The organism is Enterococcus sp. 22-H-5-01, from assembly GCF_050310005.1.
GTDB lineage: Bacteria > Bacillota > Bacilli > Lactobacillales > Enterococcaceae > Enterococcus_A > Enterococcus_A hailinensis.
In genome coordinates this window covers 400,632-420,054 of the sequence record NZ_CP189993.1, presented here as the reverse complement: position 1 = coordinate 420,054, position 19,423 = coordinate 400,632, and the positions used below count along the sequence as shown (strand labels likewise).

21 protein-coding genes and 1 riboswitch are annotated in these 19,423 nt (G+C 37.6%); of the genes, 2 read left to right on the top strand and 19 right to left on the bottom strand.

Annotated features, from left to right (window positions below):
• Positions 1–90 precede the first annotated feature (90 nt).
• From ACQKTA_RS02135 to ACQKTA_RS02105, 7 genes are all read right to left on the bottom strand, one after another.
• On the bottom strand, positions 91–588 hold the full coding sequence (locus ACQKTA_RS02135; protein WP_427814009.1) for a dihydrofolate reductase: 498 nt from the start codon (positions 586–588) through the stop codon (positions 91–93).
• Between the two features lie 28 nt (positions 589–616).
• Positions 617–2,491 carry an ABC-F family ATP-binding cassette domain-containing protein gene (locus ACQKTA_RS02130; protein ID WP_427814008.1) on the bottom strand — a complete coding sequence of 625 codons (1,875 nt, stop codon included), beginning with the start codon at positions 2,489–2,491 and terminating at the stop codon, positions 617–619.
• Between the two features lie 104 nt (positions 2,492–2,595).
• Positions 2,596–3,171 carry a MarR family winged helix-turn-helix transcriptional regulator gene (locus ACQKTA_RS02125; protein WP_427814007.1) on the bottom strand — a complete coding sequence of 192 codons (576 nt, stop codon included), beginning with the start codon at positions 3,169–3,171 and terminating at the stop codon, positions 2,596–2,598.
• Positions 3,172–3,414: 243 nt separating this feature from the next.
• Complete coding sequence (locus ACQKTA_RS02120) at positions 3,415–3,867, bottom strand: hypothetical protein (RefSeq protein WP_407856061.1); 453 nt, start codon at positions 3,865–3,867, stop codon at positions 3,415–3,417.
• 72 nt (positions 3,868–3,939) lie between these two features.
• The gene (locus tag ACQKTA_RS02115; protein WP_427814005.1) at positions 3,940–4,224 is read right to left on the bottom strand and encodes a thioesterase family protein; all 285 of its coding nucleotides are present in this window, start codon (positions 4,222–4,224) and stop codon (positions 3,940–3,942) included.
• 74 nt (positions 4,225–4,298) lie between these two features.
• Positions 4,299–5,516 carry a CCA tRNA nucleotidyltransferase gene (locus tag ACQKTA_RS02110; RefSeq protein ID WP_427814004.1) on the bottom strand — a complete coding sequence of 406 codons (1,218 nt, stop codon included), beginning with the start codon at positions 5,514–5,516 and terminating at the stop codon, positions 4,299–4,301.
• A complete protein-coding gene (locus tag ACQKTA_RS02105; protein WP_407856064.1) occupies positions 5,513–5,863 on the bottom strand; it encodes a nucleotide pyrophosphohydrolase in 351 nt (116 codons plus the stop codon). The genes ACQKTA_RS02110 and ACQKTA_RS02105 overlap by 4 nt, the downstream gene beginning before the upstream one ends.
• A 309-nt stretch (positions 5,864–6,172) precedes the next feature.
• Here ACQKTA_RS02105 and ACQKTA_RS02100 point away from each other — a divergent pair, with 309 nt between their 5' ends.
• Positions 6,173–7,063 carry a YitT family protein gene (locus ACQKTA_RS02100; RefSeq protein ID WP_427814003.1) on the top strand — a complete coding sequence of 297 codons (891 nt, stop codon included), beginning with the start codon at positions 6,173–6,175 and terminating at the stop codon, positions 7,061–7,063.
• A gap of 38 nt (positions 7,064–7,101) precedes the next feature.
• Here the strand turns inward: ACQKTA_RS02100 and ACQKTA_RS02095 are convergent, their stop codons facing one another.
• The 11 genes from ACQKTA_RS02095 to ACQKTA_RS02045 all read right to left on the bottom strand — a co-directional run bounded on the left by ACQKTA_RS02095 (position 7,102) and on the right by ACQKTA_RS02045 (position 18,219).
• Complete coding sequence (locus tag ACQKTA_RS02095; RefSeq protein WP_427814002.1) at positions 7,102–7,647, bottom strand: YpiB family protein; 546 nt, start codon at positions 7,645–7,647, stop codon at positions 7,102–7,104.
• Positions 7,648–7,661: 14 nt separating this feature from the next.
• Positions 7,662–8,909, bottom strand: a complete 1,248-nt coding sequence (locus tag ACQKTA_RS02090; protein WP_427814001.1) for a tetratricopeptide repeat protein — start codon at positions 8,907–8,909, stop codon at positions 7,662–7,664.
• Complete coding sequence (locus tag ACQKTA_RS02085) at positions 8,910–9,953, bottom strand: hypothetical protein (RefSeq protein WP_427814497.1); 1,044 nt, start codon at positions 9,951–9,953, stop codon at positions 8,910–8,912.
• Between the two features lie 110 nt (positions 9,954–10,063).
• Positions 10,064–10,699: a hypothetical protein gene (locus tag ACQKTA_RS02080; protein WP_427814000.1), complete on the bottom strand. Its 636-nt coding sequence runs from the start codon at positions 10,697–10,699 to the stop codon at positions 10,064–10,066.
• 173 nt (positions 10,700–10,872) lie between these two features.
• Positions 10,873–11,148, bottom strand: a complete 276-nt coding sequence (locus tag ACQKTA_RS02075) for an HU family DNA-binding protein (protein ID WP_332581011.1) — start codon at positions 11,146–11,148, stop codon at positions 10,873–10,875.
• A 220-nt stretch (positions 11,149–11,368) separates the two neighbouring features.
• A complete protein-coding gene (gene der, locus ACQKTA_RS02070) occupies positions 11,369–12,679 on the bottom strand; it encodes a ribosome biogenesis GTPase Der (protein ID WP_427813999.1) in 1,311 nt (436 codons plus the stop codon).
• Positions 12,680–13,000: 321 nt separating this feature from the next.
• Positions 13,001–14,221: a 30S ribosomal protein S1 gene (rpsA, locus tag ACQKTA_RS02065; RefSeq protein WP_332581013.1), complete on the bottom strand. Its 1,221-nt coding sequence runs from the start codon at positions 14,219–14,221 to the stop codon at positions 13,001–13,003.
• Between the two features lie 145 nt (positions 14,222–14,366).
• On the bottom strand, positions 14,367–15,038 hold the full coding sequence (gene cmk / locus ACQKTA_RS02060; RefSeq protein ID WP_407856068.1) for a (d)CMP kinase: 672 nt from the start codon (positions 15,036–15,038) through the stop codon (positions 14,367–14,369).
• A gap of 57 nt (positions 15,039–15,095) precedes the next feature.
• Positions 15,096–15,779, bottom strand: coding sequence for a LysM peptidoglycan-binding domain-containing protein (locus tag ACQKTA_RS02055; protein ID WP_427813998.1), 684 nt, complete (start codon positions 15,777–15,779; stop codon positions 15,096–15,098).
• A gap of 68 nt (positions 15,780–15,847) precedes the next feature.
• Positions 15,848–17,242 (bottom strand): RecQ family ATP-dependent DNA helicase, encoded by a 1,395-nt coding sequence (locus ACQKTA_RS02050; RefSeq protein ID WP_427813997.1) that lies wholly within the window; start codon positions 17,240–17,242, stop codon positions 15,848–15,850.
• On the bottom strand, positions 17,233–18,219 hold the full coding sequence (locus tag ACQKTA_RS02045) for a helix-turn-helix domain-containing protein (RefSeq protein WP_427813996.1): 987 nt from the start codon (positions 18,217–18,219) through the stop codon (positions 17,233–17,235). Before ACQKTA_RS02045 ends, ACQKTA_RS02050 begins: the two co-directional genes overlap by 10 nt.
• A gap of 28 nt (positions 18,220–18,247) precedes the next feature.
• Here ACQKTA_RS02045 and ACQKTA_RS02040 point away from each other — a divergent pair, with 28 nt between their 5' ends.
• Positions 18,248–18,463, top strand: a complete 216-nt coding sequence (locus ACQKTA_RS02040; RefSeq protein WP_332581018.1) for a ferredoxin — start codon at positions 18,248–18,250, stop codon at positions 18,461–18,463.
• A gap of 103 nt (positions 18,464–18,566) precedes the next feature.
• On the opposite strand, the gene ACQKTA_RS02035 is transcribed toward ACQKTA_RS02040, so the two are convergent.
• Positions 18,567–19,160, bottom strand: coding sequence for an ECF transporter S component (locus ACQKTA_RS02035; RefSeq protein WP_332581019.1), 594 nt, complete (start codon positions 19,158–19,160; stop codon positions 18,567–18,569).
• 126 nt (positions 19,161–19,286) lie between these two features.
• Positions 19,287–19,405, bottom strand: a riboswitch (FMN riboswitch).
• Between the last annotated feature and the right edge of the window lie 18 nt (positions 19,406–19,423).

Below are 19,423 nucleotides of genomic sequence, written 5' to 3'. Positions count from 1 at the left end.
CCTACCGAGTTTCACGTTAATTTTAGTATATCAAACCTCGTGAAATAAATCATTGCTGAAACTATTTCTTTATAAAACTTGTATCGTCCCTTAATCGACTCTATTTCTATTATATTTTTCATAATAGTATTCATACGGATTTTTTTCATCTTGTGGTCCTTGTAGACGATCTACTAAGTGCCATTGTCTCCAATCTATCGTTGGAAAATAGGCATCGCCTACAAAAGATTCATTGATGTACGTCCGATAAATTTTATCACAATACGGTAGAAAGGCTTTGTAAATCGCAGAACCGCCGGCAATAAATGTTGTTTGAGCTTGCTTTTCACTATAGTCTAAAACTTCAGCTACTGAGTGCATAACTAACACATTTTCTGCTTGATAATTTCGATCACGGGTTAAAACAATCGTTTGCCGTTTAGGCAGCGGGCGCCCCCCCATTCCTTCAAAGGTTTTACGGCCCATCACTAAGGTATGGTTGGTCGTTGTGTTTTTAAAAAACTGTAAATCATTTGGCAAGTGCCATGGCAAACGATTATTTTTCCCGATCAACGCTTGATTATCTTGCGCCCAAATTGCGATTAGCATAGCTTTCCTCCCTGCATTCAAAATCTAACTAATTATCTTCAACGATTTCACTCAAGTATTCCCAACGATCCATTTTTTCTTCTAAAGCCTGCTCTGATACATCGATGTCTTTTTGCAAATCTTGTAATTTGGTAAAGTCGTCACCTTGATGATTCATTGATTCGGTTAATTCTTCGATACGACTTTCTAACAAGGCGATATCTTCTTCGATCGTTTCCCATTCTTTTTGTTCATTGTATGAAAGTTTCTTTTTGCGCTCTTTTGGTTGTGGCTTCGCCTTGACTGCTTTTTCTTCTTTCACAGGTATTTGTTGTTCCAAATACTCAATGATCGAGCCAAAATAAGAAATGATTTTTCCATTGCCTTCAAAAATCAATAATTTCTCAGCTACTTTATCTAAGAAATAACGATCATGGGAAACAGTAATAACTGAGCCGGCAAATTCATGCAAATAATCTTCTAATACAGTCAAAGTCGCAATGTCTAAATCATTCGTAGGTTCATCTAATAATAAAACGTTCGGTTGTTGGATTAATAATTTTAATAGATACAGCCGCCGTTTCTCACCACCAGATAGTTTTCCGATCAAAGTTCCATGCATAAAACGCGGAAATAAGAAACGCTCTAAGATTTCAGCCACACTGATCTGCGAACCATCACGCTGCTTCACTTCTTCCGCAGCTTCCTGCAAATAAGCGATCATCCGTTTATTAGGATCCATTTCTTCATTTTGCTGTGTGTAATAAGCTAAACGAACCGTTTCTCCTATCTCAAATATACCGCTGTCTAAAGGCAACCGTCCCGCTAAAATATTCAATAAGGTTGATTTACCCGCGCCATTTTTCCCGGTAATCCCTAAACGTTCCCCACTTTGAATCAATAAATCAAAATCAGATAGAATCGTTTTTCCTTCAATTGAGTAAGCAGCATCTTTCAGTTCTAAAACTTTTTTACCTAATCGAGTCGTAGCGATATTGACTTCAAGCTGTCCATCCGTTTGTACTTGATGAAGATTCTCTTTCAAATCTTCAAAACGATTGATCCGCGCTTGCTGTTTCGTCGATCGGGCCTTCGCTCCCGCACGCATCCAAGCAAGTTCTTGTTTATATAATTGTTTCCGCTTGCCCTCTTGTTCTACTGCTACCCGATCACGTTCAGCTCTCTCAACTAAATAAGCTTCGTAATTTCCTTGGTATTCATATAGCTTGCCAAATGACAATTCAAAGATACGGTTCGTTACTCGGTCTAAAAAGTAGCGGTCATGAGTAACCATCAATAATGAACCGGTATAACTCTTCAAATAATGTTCTAACCATTGGATTGCTTCATAATCTAAATGGTTGGTTGGTTCATCTAATAATAATAAATCCGGTGCATCGATCAACACCCGTGCTAAAGCAACACGCTTGATTTGGCCACCAGACAATTCGCTGATTTTTTTATCTAACGTATCAATTCCTAATTTATTTAAAATTGCTTTTGCTTCACTATCGGCTGTCCAAGCATCTTGTTTGTTCATAGCTTCTTCAGCTAACGTGAATTGACGTTGGGATTCAGTGGTATTCACTTCTGATAAACGTAATAAAGCTTTTTCATAATTTCTAACTGTTTGCATCAAGGCATTGTCCCCTTGAAAAACAGCGTCTAAAACTAATAGATCTGCTGGAAAATCTTGGGTCTGTGCCAAGTAGCCGATACGATAATCACTTGCTTTTTCAATAGCAGAAACATCCCCGTCACCGCTATCTTTTTCCGCTAAAATCGTTAATAAACTAGATTTGCCGGTGCCATTGACCCCAATCAATCCAATCCGATCTTTTTCGTGAATTAAAAAAGAAATACGGTCAAACAATGTTTTATCGCCAAATGTCTTATAAAGTTCTGTTACTTTCAATTCTTTCATTTTGAACCATCCTCAAAATTTCTCTAAGCTATTGTAACAAAAAAAAGCCATAAAGGAAATTTTCCTTGATGGCTTTCTCAATAATTATTTGATTTATCGGCAAATTACCAGTTGCAACCGCCAAAATTTTCAAAATGATGCCCATGAAATGGACCGTGTCCATGGGGACCGCCAAATCCATGTGGTCCACCATGCCCATGATGACCATTAGCTTCGCGGCCTCCACCGAAGAAATCTTCTGTATTTTCTTCACCTAATTGTTTTTTCAACGTTTCACTTAATTTATCTACTAAACGTGTCCATTCTTGTTTGTCTTCATCTGTAAATTCAGCAAATAAATCTTCACCGAAATCAGGTGTCTCTGAAAGTTTTTCTGCTTCTGCTTTTCCAAGTTCTGTTAAACGAATAATCATTACGCGACGATCTTCTTCAGATGCTTCGCGAGTGATAAATTCTTTCTCTTCTAACTTTTGCAATAATTCGCCGACTGATTGAGGACGCATGCCTAAAACAAACGTTAAATCTTTTTGACTGATTTCTGGGTTCATTTTTAAAAGTGCTAAAACTCGGCCTTGACCTCTATGAGCTCCAAATGTTTGATTTTTCGCTATTTGACGGTGGTAATAACGACGTAGATCATGTTGCAATTTCATAAATTGTTCATTCATTTGATTTTCCATAAGTAATCTCTCCTTTTATTAAGGTACCTTATATAATATATAATACAGGTACCTTAATAAAAATACAAGCGTAAAAGCAAAATTAATCTGGTACCTTAACAATTGCTTAATTATTTTAAGAAGCACTAACATTAGAAATTATTTACGCGCTGATAATTATTGCAAAAGCTGACGTTCACGATTAGGAACTTATAAAAAAACGAGATAAAAGTATTTTCTACTTTTGTCTCGTTTTTAGCTGCTTTAGAAATTTTCACCGTAAACATCATCAACTGTTTTAGTCGGATCGATAACGATGTATAGACTTTTAGTTTTTTCAGAAACTTTTGTTGATTGATAGACATTATCTAACCCTTCAGTGTCTTTATCTTTATAAGGGAAATAAACAGAATCCGGATGACCTGCACGATAGATGATTTCCATTCTTTCGATATCTTCAAATTTACGTGCGCGTTCAAACATACCAAGTTCTAAGCCACCTAAATTGATATCAGAGGTTTGAACATGATCGCCTTCTTGATAGATTTCGATTTTAAAGCCTGCACAAGGATGAATCTCAACAAATTCGCTACCGTGGATTCTACCAAAGCTAGTGGTAATTTGTTTGATCCACAAATCACCGATGTAACGACGACCAATTGTCCAAGTTTCTCCATTGCGGAAATAGAATTTTAACGCTGTCATTTCTCTTGCCATTCTACATTCTCCTCACTACTAATCTAAAAATAAGTGTAGCACACCTTGAGTAAACGGTCACATGTTGTGCTCTTACTTCATTTTTTTTAGAAAAGTTGCTTTTTCTACAACAACTCGGCAGTGTGATGCACTACCGATCAGCTGTTCTTGCTGAAAAGCCTGAATTGAAAATAAAACTTTTCGTTCCGTTTGTTCAATGATTTCTGCCGTAATCTTAATAACTGTTTCTACTTTCGATGGAGCTAGATGTTTCACCTCTATAGCAGCTCCTACACTCGTTTGTTCTGACGTCAAATAACTCTTTAACAATTCTTTGCTGCAATTTTCCATCATAGCTACTAAAGCCGGTGTCGCCAACACCTATAAATCACCAGATCCCATTGCAAGAGCCGTTTGATCAGAGGTTACTACATACTCTTTCGTGAATGTGCTCATGCCATCTCCTTTTCTAAAAATATTTTTGCAAAAGCTAACAGACTTTCGGAATTATTTTTCAATCTGCCTTCAACTACTTCTTTTTCTAGCGCATGCAATGCCGAACTGATCCAAGCGCCACGAGGATAATCAAAATGAGCCATCAAATCGTTGCCTTTCAAAGCCATGTCCTTCAACGAATGCATAGGAAGATTTTGATAAAGTAAACGTACTTTTTCTAAGTTTGGTTCATGATCAAAGTATTGTAATAAATATTCTACAGATAAGGCCAATTCTCTTCCTAATTGATAAAGTGACCAACTATCCCATTCGTAAGCCAAACGAAACTCTAACGCCGGAACCATTTGGATAACTTCTTTTGTTAATTGATTGGAGCATTTCCATTCTTTCATGAATTTGCGAATATCTTCTGACGTCAATTTGAGGCGTGACATCAGTAATGCCCACGCTTGACGTTCTGTCGGAATTGCTGGACCCTTCAAATCAGCAAAAGCTAGTAAACTTTCACCATACTCTCTTAGCCCTGGACAATAGATATAACATTCAGATTCAACAAAAGAACGCAATCCAGCTTCTCGGAAAGACCCCATCATTAATTTGACAAATTCTACATTGATTCGTTCCACAGAGATTTTTGCTAGCAAAGAATGATACTCGCGAATGGCTTCAAAGGTCTGAGGCTCCATTGTAAATCCTAACTGACTGACAAAACGTAAGGCCCGCATCATTCGAAGCGCATCTTCATGGAATCGTTCATGTGGATTGCCTACAGCTCGCAAAATTTTGTTCCGCAAATCTGCTAACCCATCAAATAAATCGATGACTTCTCCATCGATACCAACGGCTAAAGCATTGATCGTAAAATCACGACGTTTTAAATCTTCTTTTAAGGAACGAACGAACTCCACATGATCAGGGCGGCGATAATCCTGATAGGTTGACTCTGTTCTAAAGGTCGTCACTTCATACGTTTCTTCCTTAGTAACGACCATCACTGTCCCATGATCGATACCGACATCGATCGTACGATGAAACAATTCTTTGACTTCTGCTGGAAAAGCGCTCGTTGCGATATCGACATCATGGATCGGTTTATTCAGTAGAATATCTCGCACGCTTCCGCCGACAAAATACGCTTCGTATCCTGCTTCTTGTAAAGTTCTCAAGATCGGCATAGCCCTTTGAAATTCTAGTGGTAATGTTTCTAATCTCATTTTCCGTCTCCCTCTGTCAATCCATCTTTGCGTTCAAAACGATAGCGATCTCTTTGATTGAATTTTTCCATATTCCGATCAAAAACTTCCGTTAAATCAATCCCTAAAGAATTGGCCATGATGATGGTTACAAATAACACATCACCTAATTCTTCTTCTACTGTATTTGCTTTTTCAGTTGTTTTTTTTGCTTTTTCGCCATAATAATGATTGACCTCGCGTGCTAACTCTCCAACTTCTTCGGTTAAGCGAGCCATTTGTCCTAGAGGAGAAAAATAACCTGTTTTAAATTGTTGGATGTATTCGTCCACTTCTTGCTGCATGATTTTCATTGTCTTTTGATTCATCAAATCACCTCAGACCTATCTTATCAAAAAACAGATTTGTTTCCTATCATGATGTTGTAACTCTTGAAATTTCATGCTATGTTGGATAAGGATGAATTTTGAAAATGCCACCGACTCGCTCTGCCGAATATGACATACTTTACCAACAGCCTCTGCAATTTTAAATAAAATTACTAAACTGTTGATTATTTCAAAAAACTTATTTACTAAAAAAATAATCAGTCACACAGAAAAAGGCATCCGGCATTTGATTTATTTTTAATTTTTCATCAGAAAAATTATTCCAATTATTAAATCAGGAGGTGTCGTATGGAGACGACGATGGCTACAAGGGCCAAAGAGATTTTATTTATCATATTTGGGACAGCAATTTATGCATTTGGATTGGTTTACTTAAATATCGCAAATGATTTAGCTGAAGGTGGTGTTACTGGGATCACCTTGATCATTCGGGCATTATTTGGAATCGATCCTGCTTATACTACATTGATCATCAATATTCCTTTGATTTTGATTGGTGGAAAAATTTTAGGGAAGCGATCGTTTTATTACACCATTTTAGGAACGATCAGTTTATCTGTTTTCTTATGGATCTGGCAACGGGTTACAATCGAAATCAATTTAGATCACGACTTATTTATTGTATCGATCTTAGCTGGTTTAGTCGCAGGTTTTGGCAGCGGCTTAGTCTATCGCAATGGTGGAACAACTGGTGGTGCCGATGTCGTTGCTCGAATATTGGAACAAAAATTCGGCTTTACAATGGGTAAGTCTTTACTTGTTTTTGATATTATTGTGTTGATTTGTTCATTAACCTATTTAGATTTAAAACGAATGATGTACACACTGATCGTTTCATTCGTCTTCAGCAAAGTTGTCGATGTTCTTTCTTCCGGCGGTTACGCAGCCAAAGGTGTTATGATTATTTCTAATGAAAACAACGTGATTGCTGAATTATTGATGTCACATTTGGAACGCGGTGTGACTTATCTTCATGGCGAAGGCGGTTTTTCTTCTGAATTGAAACGAATCGTTTATATCGTAGTATCACCTCAAGAAATCAATGAGGTCAAAAAAATCGTTCATTCAATCGATGAAAAAGCATTTATTTCAATCACAAATGTTCATGATGTGGATGGTGAGGGTTTTACCTTCTTAAAACCTCAACGTCGGCGTTTTAAACTAAAGCGCACTTCATAAAAAAACAGCCCGTCTCTCCTGTGAGAAACGGGCTGTTTTTATTCGTGTAAAGCTAGTTTCAATCGGTTCAATTCATCACTTAGATAAAGAAAAGCTTCCCGATCTCCATCTTCTAGCGCCATATCAATTTGTTTTTTCAACAAATCGATTTTAGCTTCTTTTTCTTGATATTTCAAAAAATTCTCAACTTCCATCACGATTTCTTCACTGACATTATCATTCCAAGGAATCGCTGGATTATCTTCTAAAACAGATAGGTATTGAGCATTTTGCCAAGAATTAGGAAACACACATTCTAAGTATAAAGGTTGTTGCCAATGTAGACGAATCTCGTGGAAAATTTGATCACTATTGGAAAACTGATGGCCTTCTACATTGAACATCATCGGTTCTTCATCTTGTGTACTATCACGAAAAACTAAACCACGTTTCGTAGTCAATGCTTGTTCCACAATATGAACATTTCTTAAAATGGCTTCATGATTGATTAGATAGTTTAAAATCCAAATTATTTCTCTTCTCGGAAAGCTTACGTTATTGATCAGCCAAACGAGAAAATCACGTTTTTCAGCTACATCGATCATATTTCCTCACCTCTCTACTCTTCTAATAATGATAACACCTCTAAATCTCCTGGTTCTAATTCTAAATAGCTCAATAATACTGTTCTCGCTAATTCAATTTGACCATCTTCCCGTAAGAAAATCCCATATGCTTTTAAGAAATCTGGTTCATGTGCTAGATCTTCATGGGCCTGCTTATAATAAGTAGCTGCTGCGGCATAATCTTCCAGTTCATCATATGCTTGCGCTAAATTCCATGATGCATAAGGATTGCCTTCCTCATCCATTTGACTAATCATTTCGATTGTTTTATCTGGTTGATTTTCATTCAAATACAGATTACTCAAAGTCAATAATGTTTCGTCTGTTTTATCTCCAGTTTCAAGAGCTTGTTGCAACAATTCTTCCGCTTTTTTGCTATCTCTTAAACGATAAGCAATCTCAGAAGCTAGATGCAGCAATTCTACTTGATAAGGATTTTCTTTGATTCCAGCTTCAGCAGCAGATAACGCTTCTTCAAGCAATTCTTCTTCTTTCAAGCTTTCCGCTAAATAATAATAGCCGCTTTGATATTCTGGATCTAACGTAATCAACTCTTGCAAATAATTGATTGCTTTTTGATGATCATGCAATTGATAATACGTAAAACCTGTTTGGAATAAACGGTCAGAAGTATGTTCTTTTTCTAATGCACGTTCTAAAAATGGAATCGCATCTTCAAAACCGCCCATCATACTATACGCAGAACCAATTCGTTCATCAATCGAGATATTCGCAATCTCATCAATGCCTTCTTTTTGCAATTGCGAGTAATCATTGATGGCTTCACCTAATTGGTTCGCAGTAAAGTGTAGTTCGGCTAAGGCAAATGTTATCAATGGTTCTTCTGGTGCGATCGTTTTGGCTTGTAAAAGTTTTGCTTCACTGACTTCAGGAATTCCTAAAACTTGATAAAGATCAGCAGTCACTAATAAGCTCTCTAAATAATTTTCGCTCTCTGGTTGGATTCGTTCCAAATATTCAAAGGCACTATCGATATCATCATTTTCAATCGCAATTTCTGCCAATGAAAGGTTAAATACATCTTCTTCAGGAAAATCAACGGAGAGTTTTGCTAAAATACGTTTGGCTTCATCTAAAAAGCCGATTGCTTGTAATTCGCCAGCTAAACTTGCTAATATTTCTGGATCATCTTTTTTCAGAGCTTCCTCAAACATTAGATTGGCTTCGGTTAAATCTTCATTTCTTAATGCTGCGAGCATTTTTTCACTGTAACTTGACATTTATTCTCCCCTGATCTCTGTAACGATTTTTTGATACACTTCAAATGTTTGAAGCAATTCTTTTTGAGTCGGTATTTTTTCCATTCCGATTCCGCCAATTTTTGCTAAGCCTCTCAACGGTTTTTCTTCAGCTAAGTTGATAACTTGTTGGCCAAAATCAGCTAGAGAAACCGCCGGTGGAATCACGATAGGAAAACCTAATCGCACCAACCATATCATAAAATTTTTAAAATTGAAATGAAGTTCGCTTGATTCGATATTCCAAGCAAGCTCAAATAGCAATCCGAACATCATTTTCATACTATTTGATAATAAAGAACCATTTTCTGTTTGGAAAAAGGCCTTTTCAAATGTCTTGCCAAAGTTTTGAATAGCTTCACTATTAGATTGATAATATTGGATTACGGTATCACTATATGCAGCAAAAGAATGTTGCAATAGCGCTTCTCGACTCGGAAAATTTTGATAAAGATCTTGTAAAAAGGAATATTCACATACGATCCCGCAACGAATCAATGTTAAAAGATCAATCATTTTACCAGTCGTCTGCTGATTAGCTAGCGTTGGATCAAATAAAATGCTGGCTGGCGCTTCTTCCACTTCCATAATACTCACTACTGTTTCTGATGAAACGATCTGTTGAGAAAATGTCAATGTTTGAGCAAAAGAGCGTAGAGACACTGGTAAAAAACATAGTTCTGATTTGAACTTTGTCACATGCTGGACAAACCCCAAGAGCTCCATCACACCTTCATTCCCAAGACTAAAGATGATTAATTCTTGTTGTCGGCTGAAACGTTCGAGAAAATAAATTAATTCTTGAAAATTATCCATGGTATTGCAATAGCGATTATTCGTTAGTATGAACCATTCATGTGTACTTGACGACGGAACAAATTGTCGTAACTTTTCAGCGTATAAATCATAGTAACGCTGATTACCGCAAAAAAGAATTTGTTTATTGGCCAAATCTTTTTTGCGCATCATCGATGCAATTGTTTCGCCATAGGTGATGCAGGTTTCTTTTTTATGATATTGATACACTTTTTTCAACCAATCACATCCCCTCAAATTCATTTTATACTACTAAAAAACCTCCCGCAACAATTCGGCGAAAGGCGATTAGACATTTTGAATCTTTATTATTGTAAGGGTCAAGGTTGTCCTTGCTGATAAATAACCTGAGTCGAATTATTTTGTTGGTTTGTTCCATCATTTATTACTTCTTGTTGTTCAGGATAATTTTGAGCGACTGCATTATAGTCTTGCGGCGACTGTTGCTGATTGGTTTGACCTTGATTTGCTTCTTCTTGTACTTTAGATAATTCTTCATACGTCAAAATACCATCGCCATTCAAGTCAGACTGTGTAGCATTCTCATTGATGACATGTTCGCCATTAGATAAAACTCTTAATACAGTAACTTGTTCTCCCCATGGTGTAACGAGGACTTGCCCAACGCTAGACGTATCGATTGTCTCAGACTGTTCAGTACCTACTGCTGAGCTGGTAATCGTTGTATTCAACGTTACCTCACGTTGCGGGATCACCGGCTCTCCACCCGGGCCATAAAAATAGACTCCCACGATTAATCCAAGGACTACAACTGGAACAGCCACAATCAAGGCTGTAAATTTGCGACGTTGGCTTCGACTTTCTTCTTGGGCCAATAGCGCCTGTGCATCTAAAAAGCCCGCATGCCATTGAATATCATTTTGTCTGCTCTCAAGAAACGCATATGTTTGCCATGAATCATTTTTTTCAACATAAAACAATCGCTCTTCCGACATCGCATCCCACTCATTTCCATTTTTTATTATTACTTAATTTTATCTTATGTAAGGCTTTTCGTAAAATAAAAGAATACGATTTATTAATAAGAATGAATGTTATAAAAATAACTGTTTTGATGAGAGAACAAAAAACCACTGTGTCTAATGACACAGTGGTTTTAGCAACCAAATTATTTAACAGCATCTTTCAATGCTTTACCTGGTTTAAATGCAGGTACTTTGCTTGCTGCGATTTCGATTTCTTCACCAGTTTGTGGGTTACGTCCTTTACGGGCCGCACGTTCACGTACTTCAAAGTTACCAAAGCCGATCAATTGTACTTTTTCTCCGTCAGCTAATGCTTCTTGGATTGTTGAAAATACAGCGTCAACTGCTGCTGTAGCATCTTTCTTAGTTAAGTCAGTAGCTGCTGCAACTTTTTCGATCAATTCTGCTTTATTTGCCATGAATGAATTCACCTCCTGAGACATGATGTATAAACATCGACTAATCACTGAGTGGTCCAGTAATTAGTAAGAAATATTGATTTGGTCAATATTCTTTTATAACGATAGCATATGAACCTAGTGATAGCAAGGGTTTTGGCGATTAATCCACTAAAATTCTTGTTGGTTTTAGGTTTCAGTGAAATCTGTTGTCACTAAAATAAAAGTATGATAAAATACTCTATTTTCGACGACGTGGAATAATCTTGATTGGTGTTCCTTCAAACTCAAAAGCTTTACGGATTTGGTTTTCTAAGAAACGAGCATATGAGAAATGCATCAACTCTTCTTCATTTACAAAAACGACAAAGGTCGGCGGTTTCACAGCGACTTGCGTTGCATAGAAGATCTTCAAACGTTTTCCTTTATCCGTTGGTGTCGGATTGATTGCTACAGCATCCATGATGATATCATTCAATACAGACGAAGGGATACGAAGATTTTGGTTCATGCTGACTTCTTCGATGATTGCTGGAATCTTATTCAAACGTTGTTTCGTCATTGCTGATACAAAAATAATTGGCGCATAATCTAAATAGGCAAATTCTTCGCGAATCTCTTCTTCAAATTTTTTCATGGTATTTGTATCTTTTTTGACCAAGTCCCATTTATTTACAACCATGATGACCCCACGGCCTGCCTCGTGCGCATAGCCGGCGATTCGTTTGTCCTGTTCGCGAATACCTTCATCACCATTTAATACCACTAATACGACGTCCGAACGGTCAATCGCACGCATTGCACGCATCACAGAATATTTTTCTGTCGTTTCATAAACTTTCCCGCGTTTACGCATACCAGCTGTATCGATCATTGTAAATTCTTGTCCACTTTCGCCAACAAATTTTGTATCGATTGCATCTCGAGTTGTTCCTTCAATATCAGAAACGATCACGCGATCTTCTCCTAAAATGGCATTGATCAATGAAGATTTACCGACATTTGGGCGGCCAATCAAACTAAATTTGATTGTGTCATCTTCTTCTTCTTCATTATCTGTTGGGAAATGTTTGACTGCTTCGTCTAATACATCACCTAAGCCTAATCCATGACTACCAGAAACAGGGTATGGATCACCTAATCCTAAAGCGTAAAATTCATAAATATCATTACGCATTTCAGGATTATCTACTTTATTGACCATCAAAATAACTGGCTTGTTGCTTCGATATAAAATTTTAGCAACAGCTTCATCGGCATCCGTGACACCTTCTTTACCACTAGCTGCTAACAAGATAACATCTGCTTCATCAATAGCGATTTGTGCTTGTTGTTTGATTTGTTCCATAAAGGGCTCATCAACGATATCGATACCACCAGTATCAATGATTGAAAATTCATGGCCCAACCATTCACCTTTAGCATAGATCCGGTCACGGGTTACCCCCGGTGTATCTTCGACGATTGAAATTCGCTCTCCAGCGATTCGATTAAACAATGTTGATTTACCAACGTTTGGACGACCAACGATTGCAATTGTAGGATTTGACATAACTTGATTCCTCGTTCCTCTTAATGTATTTATTTTTCCTTATGAAAAATAAATCTGATGCTCTTCAGCATATAACATCCAACTATCCGTATTAGATTATAGCTATAGACCTACTATTTGACTCATACTTATAGCACGTAAATACATCGCAAACAGTTGGACTAGCATCGTTTTTCAAATTCTCCTTAGTTTAACTAAGAAAACTCCTTCTGGCAAGAGAAGGAGCCATTTTTATAAGAAGGTTTTAGATACTCTTTGATATTTTAGTAAAATAGCAAAGAAAGAGAGCATTCCAGTAAACTGGTCTGCTCTCGATCATGATTATTCGTTAGCGTCTGAATCATCTTTCAACGCATCGCCTAAGATATCGCCCATTGTAAAACCAGTATTTTCTTCTGGTAATTCATACGCTTCTTCTTCAGCAGGCTCTTCTTTGGCTTCTTCAGGTTTTTCTTCTAAAGCTTTGATCGAAAGAGCAACACGATGATCTTCAGGGTGTACTTCTAAGACTTTGACTTGGACTTGATCGCCTTCATGCAATACTTCGTGCGGAGTCGCAATATGTTTGTGAGAGATTTGTGAGATATGCACCAAACCTTCTACTCCAGGGAAGATTTCAACAAAAGCACCAAAACTAGTCAAACGTTTAACTGTTCCTTCAAGAACCGTTCCTGGAGCAGCTTTCTCTTCGATATCTGTCCATGGTCCAGGCAAGTTTGCTTTGATTGATAATGAAATACGTTCTTTATCAGGATCGACAGAAAGAACTTGAACTTCTACTTCGTCACCAACATTTAAAACATCTGCCGGTTTCGCCACGTGGCTGTGTGAAATTTCTGAAACATGTACTAAGCCATCGATTCCGCCTAAATCAACGAAAGCACCAAAGTCAGTCAGACGAGCAACTTGTCCTTTAATTACTTGTCCTTCATATAAATCAGCTAAAAGGTCTTTTTTCTTCTCAGCTTTTTCAGCAGCAACAACTGCTTTGTGAGAAAGAATCAAACGATTTTCAGAAGGTTCGATTTCAATAATTTTGAATTTCAATGTTTTACCAGTATACACTGAGAAATCATCTACAAAATGATCATCAATCATTGAAGCAGGGACGAAACCACGAACACCCACATCAACTACTAACCCACCTTTAACAGTACTCGTTACTGGTGCTTCGATGATATTGCCATCTTGGTATTCTTTTTCGATATCTTCCCAAACTTTTTTAGCATCTAAACGGCGTTTAGAAAGAAGATAGCTACCATTTTCTTTATCTTTTCCGATAGAAGAGATAACGACCAAATCAAGAATATCGCCAACCTTGACTTCATCATTGATATCTTCAACAGGTAATGTAGAAAGTTCTTTTGCAGGAACAACACCTTCCACTCCCGCACCTTCAATACCAACGATCACTTGTTTGTCTTCTAAGGCAAGTACCTCACCTTTAACAATATCGCCAACTTGAACTTCGTGCACACTTTCCATTGCTGCTTCCATGGAAACACTTTCGTTCTCCACTGAATTTCGTTCTAATTCTGTCATGTCGTTTGTCCTCCTAACCAACAATTCTTCATAAAATACACTACATTGTCTATTCTAAAATAATACACACGAAAAATAAAGCGATTTCTTCTTTTTTTCTAAAAATTAGTAGAAATTCGCTTTATTTGTCTAAAATGTTAATAATTTAAAAACCTTTTGCAGTGACGATCGCTTTAATTTTTTCAACTACTTGGATGATCGACATTCCTGTCGTATCTACTAATATGGCATCTTCTGCCTGGATAAGCGGTGATACTTCCCGATGAGAATCTAAGTAATCACGTTTAGCAATTGCTTCTTTGATCGCATCAAAATCCATCTCGATACCTTTTGCTTGATTTTCTTTATAGCGACGTTGTGCTCGTTCTTCAACACTTGCAACCAGAAAAATTTTGGCTTCTGCTGCTGGCAATACCGTTGTTCCGATATCGCGTCCATCCATTACGATACCGCCGGTTTTTGCCAATTTACGTTGTGCTTCTACCAATTCTTCACGAACTTTTCCGTGGGCCGAAACTTCAGAAACAGCTGCGGTCACGTCAGGCTGACGAATCGCCATTGTGACATCTTCACCATCAACAAAGACCAGTTGGCCATGAGCAGATTGTTTAAAAGTGATTGGGTAATCAATTGCTAATTGTGCTAATTTATCTTCATCTGAAAATGCGACGTGATGTTTGATCGCCAAATAAGTGATCGTACGATACATCGCTCCAGTATCAACATAAATAAATCCATAATCGCTAGCTAGTATTTTAGCCACCGTACTTTTACCAGACGATGCTGGACCATCGATGGCAATCGAAATTTTCTCCATACTTTTACCTCTTTCCAATAAATAAGCCGTAATCATAAATGATCACGGCTGTATAAATTACTTAATTCTAATTGAATCTCCAGGATTGATTGCGGGTGAAAAACTACCATTAGGTAAGATTGTTCTACCATTCAGTTCAGCAATTGTTTCTACCGCAACACCAGTTCTATTAGCAATTTGCTGCAACCCTTCACCAGCTTGAACAGTTGTTGTTTCACCTTCAGTTGTTGAAGATGAAGAAGGTGTCGTCGCCGCTGCTGCTTGAGATGCTGAGGCTGCCGCTGCTTGTTCGGCTGCTTCTTGCGATGCTGATGCCGCTGCCGCTTGATTGGCTGCTTCTTGTGATGCTGAAGCTGCCGCTGCTTGTTCGGCTGCTTCTTGTGATGCTGAAGCTGCCGCAATAGCCGTTGAGTCATCAGTACTTTCTTCGGTTGTACTTTCTTCACTACTTGAAGTTTCAGTTGAAGAGGCTTTTGAAACTTCTGTCGTGCTTTCTGATGAGGCTGCTGATTTGCTGTCTCCATTAGTGATCCAGAAAAATGCACCGGCCGGAATCAAAATTAGGGCTAACAATAACGCGACAAGAATCGTCAAGAATTTTGTGTTTCCGCCACCTTTGTTCCCACCATTACTGCGGCGAGATTGGCTACGTGAACTTGTTGATTCTTCACCATCAGATTCATAAATATTTTGTTCCCATGGTTCGTTTTTCGTATCATTATAGCGATCTTTTCTACTCAATTTCTCTAACCTCCTAAATGCTATCGCCATGTATTATACCATAGCTCTAATTCAATTTGCGTCATATTTCAATCTTTCAAGGGATTTTTAAAAATTTTTTGAACAATTTTTTGCCATGGTATCTTTTCTTCAATCTTGGCTCGTTCAAACGGATGCAGTTGCAATTGAGCACCATCATTATCACAACAGCAATCATTTTTACTAGTTAATGTTTCAGCAAAATAACTCACTAAAAAGTCTCGCCTGCAATCGTTGGTATGAACATAGTCCAACATCTTTTGCAGTTGGATTTTTTTAGTCATTCCTCGTTGTTCTAATAACCCCAACAACTCTTCTCCCGTATTCGGAAAGAAACGCTCCCACTTATCGATCAATGGATCATCAAAAGTGATATCCGTCATTTTTTGTTTAATTTCATAAAGTTTTTTTGATTGAACTGTTTGTTCCTGAAGAAAATGGTGAATATGTTCATCTCCATCTTCATATAATAGAATAGCTTGGCTTAAACGTCCGTCACGACCTGCACGGCCAACTTCTTGTAAATAATTCTCTGGGGAATCTGGCAAATCATAATGAATAACGAAACGGATATCTTCTTTATTTATTCCCATTCCAAACGCATTCGTCGCAATCAAAATTCTCAAGTCTCCTGTTAAAAATTGCTGCTGCAACATTCGCCGCTCTTGTCCGCTTAATCCACCATGATAATAAGCGATCGCTTGCTGACCTTTGAATGTTTCATACAGCTCTTCAACTTTTTTGCGTGTCGCACAATAGATGATTCCCGATCCATCCAGTGAATTGATCAATGTTTGCAGTTCCTTTAATTTGTCTTCCCGTTTAACAAAGAAACTGATATTCGGCCGATCGACTGAATAAACAAATTCTTTTGCAAACTTTTCATTAAACAATAGACGTTGGATATCTTTGCGAACAGCTGGTGTCGCCGTAGCAGTCAAGGCTAGTACGAAAGGCGCTTCGATAAAGCTAGTGCCTTCCGAAAGTTTTAAATACTCAGGACGGAAATCAATGCCCCATTGAGAAATGCAATGTGCTTCATCCACAACCACGAATGCTAATTTGATGGCTTTTAATGTTTGTTGGACAGATGGACTTAAAAACATTTCAGGACTCATAAAAATAAACTTATAAGTATGGGCTTGATTCAAAATCCATTGCTTTTCCCATGAAGTCAACAAACTATTCAACGCAACAACTCTTTTTTCACCTAAACGTTGCAGCTGAGTGACTTGATCTTCCATCAACGAAATCAATGGAGAAATCACCACCACAGTCCCCTCTAAGAGATAGCCAGGTAATTGATAGCACAATGATTTTCCTATCCCAGTCGGCAGCATCCCTAACACTGAGTCACCAGCTAAGAGCGTTTCAATAATTTCTTGTTGACCTGGTCGAAATCCATCAAACCCAAATTTCTTTTTTACTACTTGTTTTAGTTCCATAATTGTTTCCTCAAAAAATAGATTTGTGATAAACGAAAATTCAAATACGATAAGTCATATGATTGATAATGTGCATTGATGACTTCCTTTATATCCATGACTTCAAAACTCAATAAGTCAAACCGATCGAACGGAAATTTTTCATCCAACAATGCCCATTCAATAAAATGATCATTGATCGTTCCTTGTTTTAATCGACGTAGTATCAATATTTCGTCCACGGTTTTTTCTGTTAAGAACAACTCTTTCGTTTTTAACATACTGCGATTGATATTTTGTTGATCTAAAAAATCAATCAAACGTTTGAATTCACCTTCTGGTAACGCCTGTAAAAAACTGTCGATTGCTCGTTGACGGTACAATTCAGCCCAAGGTTCCATTTTCCATTTCTCTGGTAAAAGCTGAAAAATCGTTTTCCCTTGAAAGTCATGTCCTGAAAATTGATTGGCCAAAAAATTTGCTTCATCAGTGGTCAAGCTTTCCAACGTTTCGATCAGCTCCTGTTGGATTTTAGCTAATAGTTGTTGATCTGACTGTGCCAACCATTTTTTTATTTGATGCAAATAATACGGGCGATGTTCAATTGGTAGATAGTTTTTTTCATTGAACGATAGATGACTGGTCACTTGGATGCTAAACAAAATCAATTGCCAACTTTCTTCGCGCATCCGACCAAAACGTAAATTGTCGATCCCGGTCAGATCTACTTTTTCTGCTGCTAATAATTGTTCGCCAGAAGATGTCAACTGTCCATATCCAGCCTCGATATCAATCAGGTGTTGGCCTGCTAACTGTTGGATAGCTTCTTGAAAAGCGGCTTCTTTTAATTGAGGCAACGCCCCTAAAAAAGCTAAATTCTGATAAAAAAAACCATGCAGTAAAACTGAACTGGTTCTTTTACCTACTAATAAATGGTATAAAGTAGAGGTTCTTAACTTGTAGCCTGTTCGAAATAACGTTAAAATAAAAATTGTCATAGTAAAATCTCCTGTGGAAGGTGAAAAAATGAAATGCGAAATCATTCCTGAACGTTGCATCGCTTGTGGTTTATGCCAAACGATCGCGCCAGAAATTTTTGATTATACAGACGAAGGACTTGTTCTATTCGTAGGCGAACCTGAAGCGACCCATGAATTTGTACCTAAAGCACAGCAAGCAGCTGTCATTGAGTCAGCTAAACGTTGTCCTTCTCATGCAATCTTATATCAAGACTCACTATAACATATTTTAAATTTATGCTCGTTGTTAAACAACAATTGTCGCTAAAAAATAAAAAGAAGCTTGGACAAAAGATTATTACTTTTGTCCAAGCTTCTTTTTTATTTTAGATTGAGTGGTGTTGTGAAGCAACTGTTTTTCTAGATAACCAAGGTAATAACTTAGCATGTAGTACTAGAAAGACCCCACTGACAATGGCTCCTTTAATTAAATTAAACGGTACGATCCCAACTAAGATATAGCGTCCTAAGCCCATCCCCAACATTTGACTTGCTGAAAGTCCAAAGACTTTTAAGTATAGTGGCGTGATGACAAAATAATTAGCTACGCTCATAAAAATCGTCATAGCTAGAATACCCAGTCCTAATCCTAGTGCATGTTTAGCTTTCGTTTTTTGACGGTACATCAGAAAAATCGGTAATGTATATAATACTGATGCAAAGAAGCTGGCAAAATCACCAATCATATTATCGATCGAAAACCCAGTCATTGTTAGATGGACGATTGAACGAATGAGCGCGGTCGCAATTCCCGTCATAGGTCCAAAGATAAACATGTTGATCAATACTGGAATATCACTAAAATCCAACTTTAGAAATGGAAACATGGGAACGATTGGAAATGCAATCAATTGCAAAATCAATCCCATTGCTGCTGCTACTGCTACTGCTGTCATTTTTTGTAACTTTAAGTTCTTCATCTGAAATCCTCCGATTCGGAATCATCTTCATCGAACTATTTGAGTAGAATTTGATACGCAAAAAAACCCCATGCTTCAGCAAAAGCATAGAGTTACTTGAATTGAATACAGACTCACTCAAATAAGCTCTATCTTCTTTATCCAGACTGTACTGTCGGTATCGGATTTCCACCGATTCGGCTGCTTACGCAGTTCGCGGACTATGACCGCCGGTCGGGATTTTCACCCTGCCCCTGAAGACGAACCTTAAATTATTTTTTTGA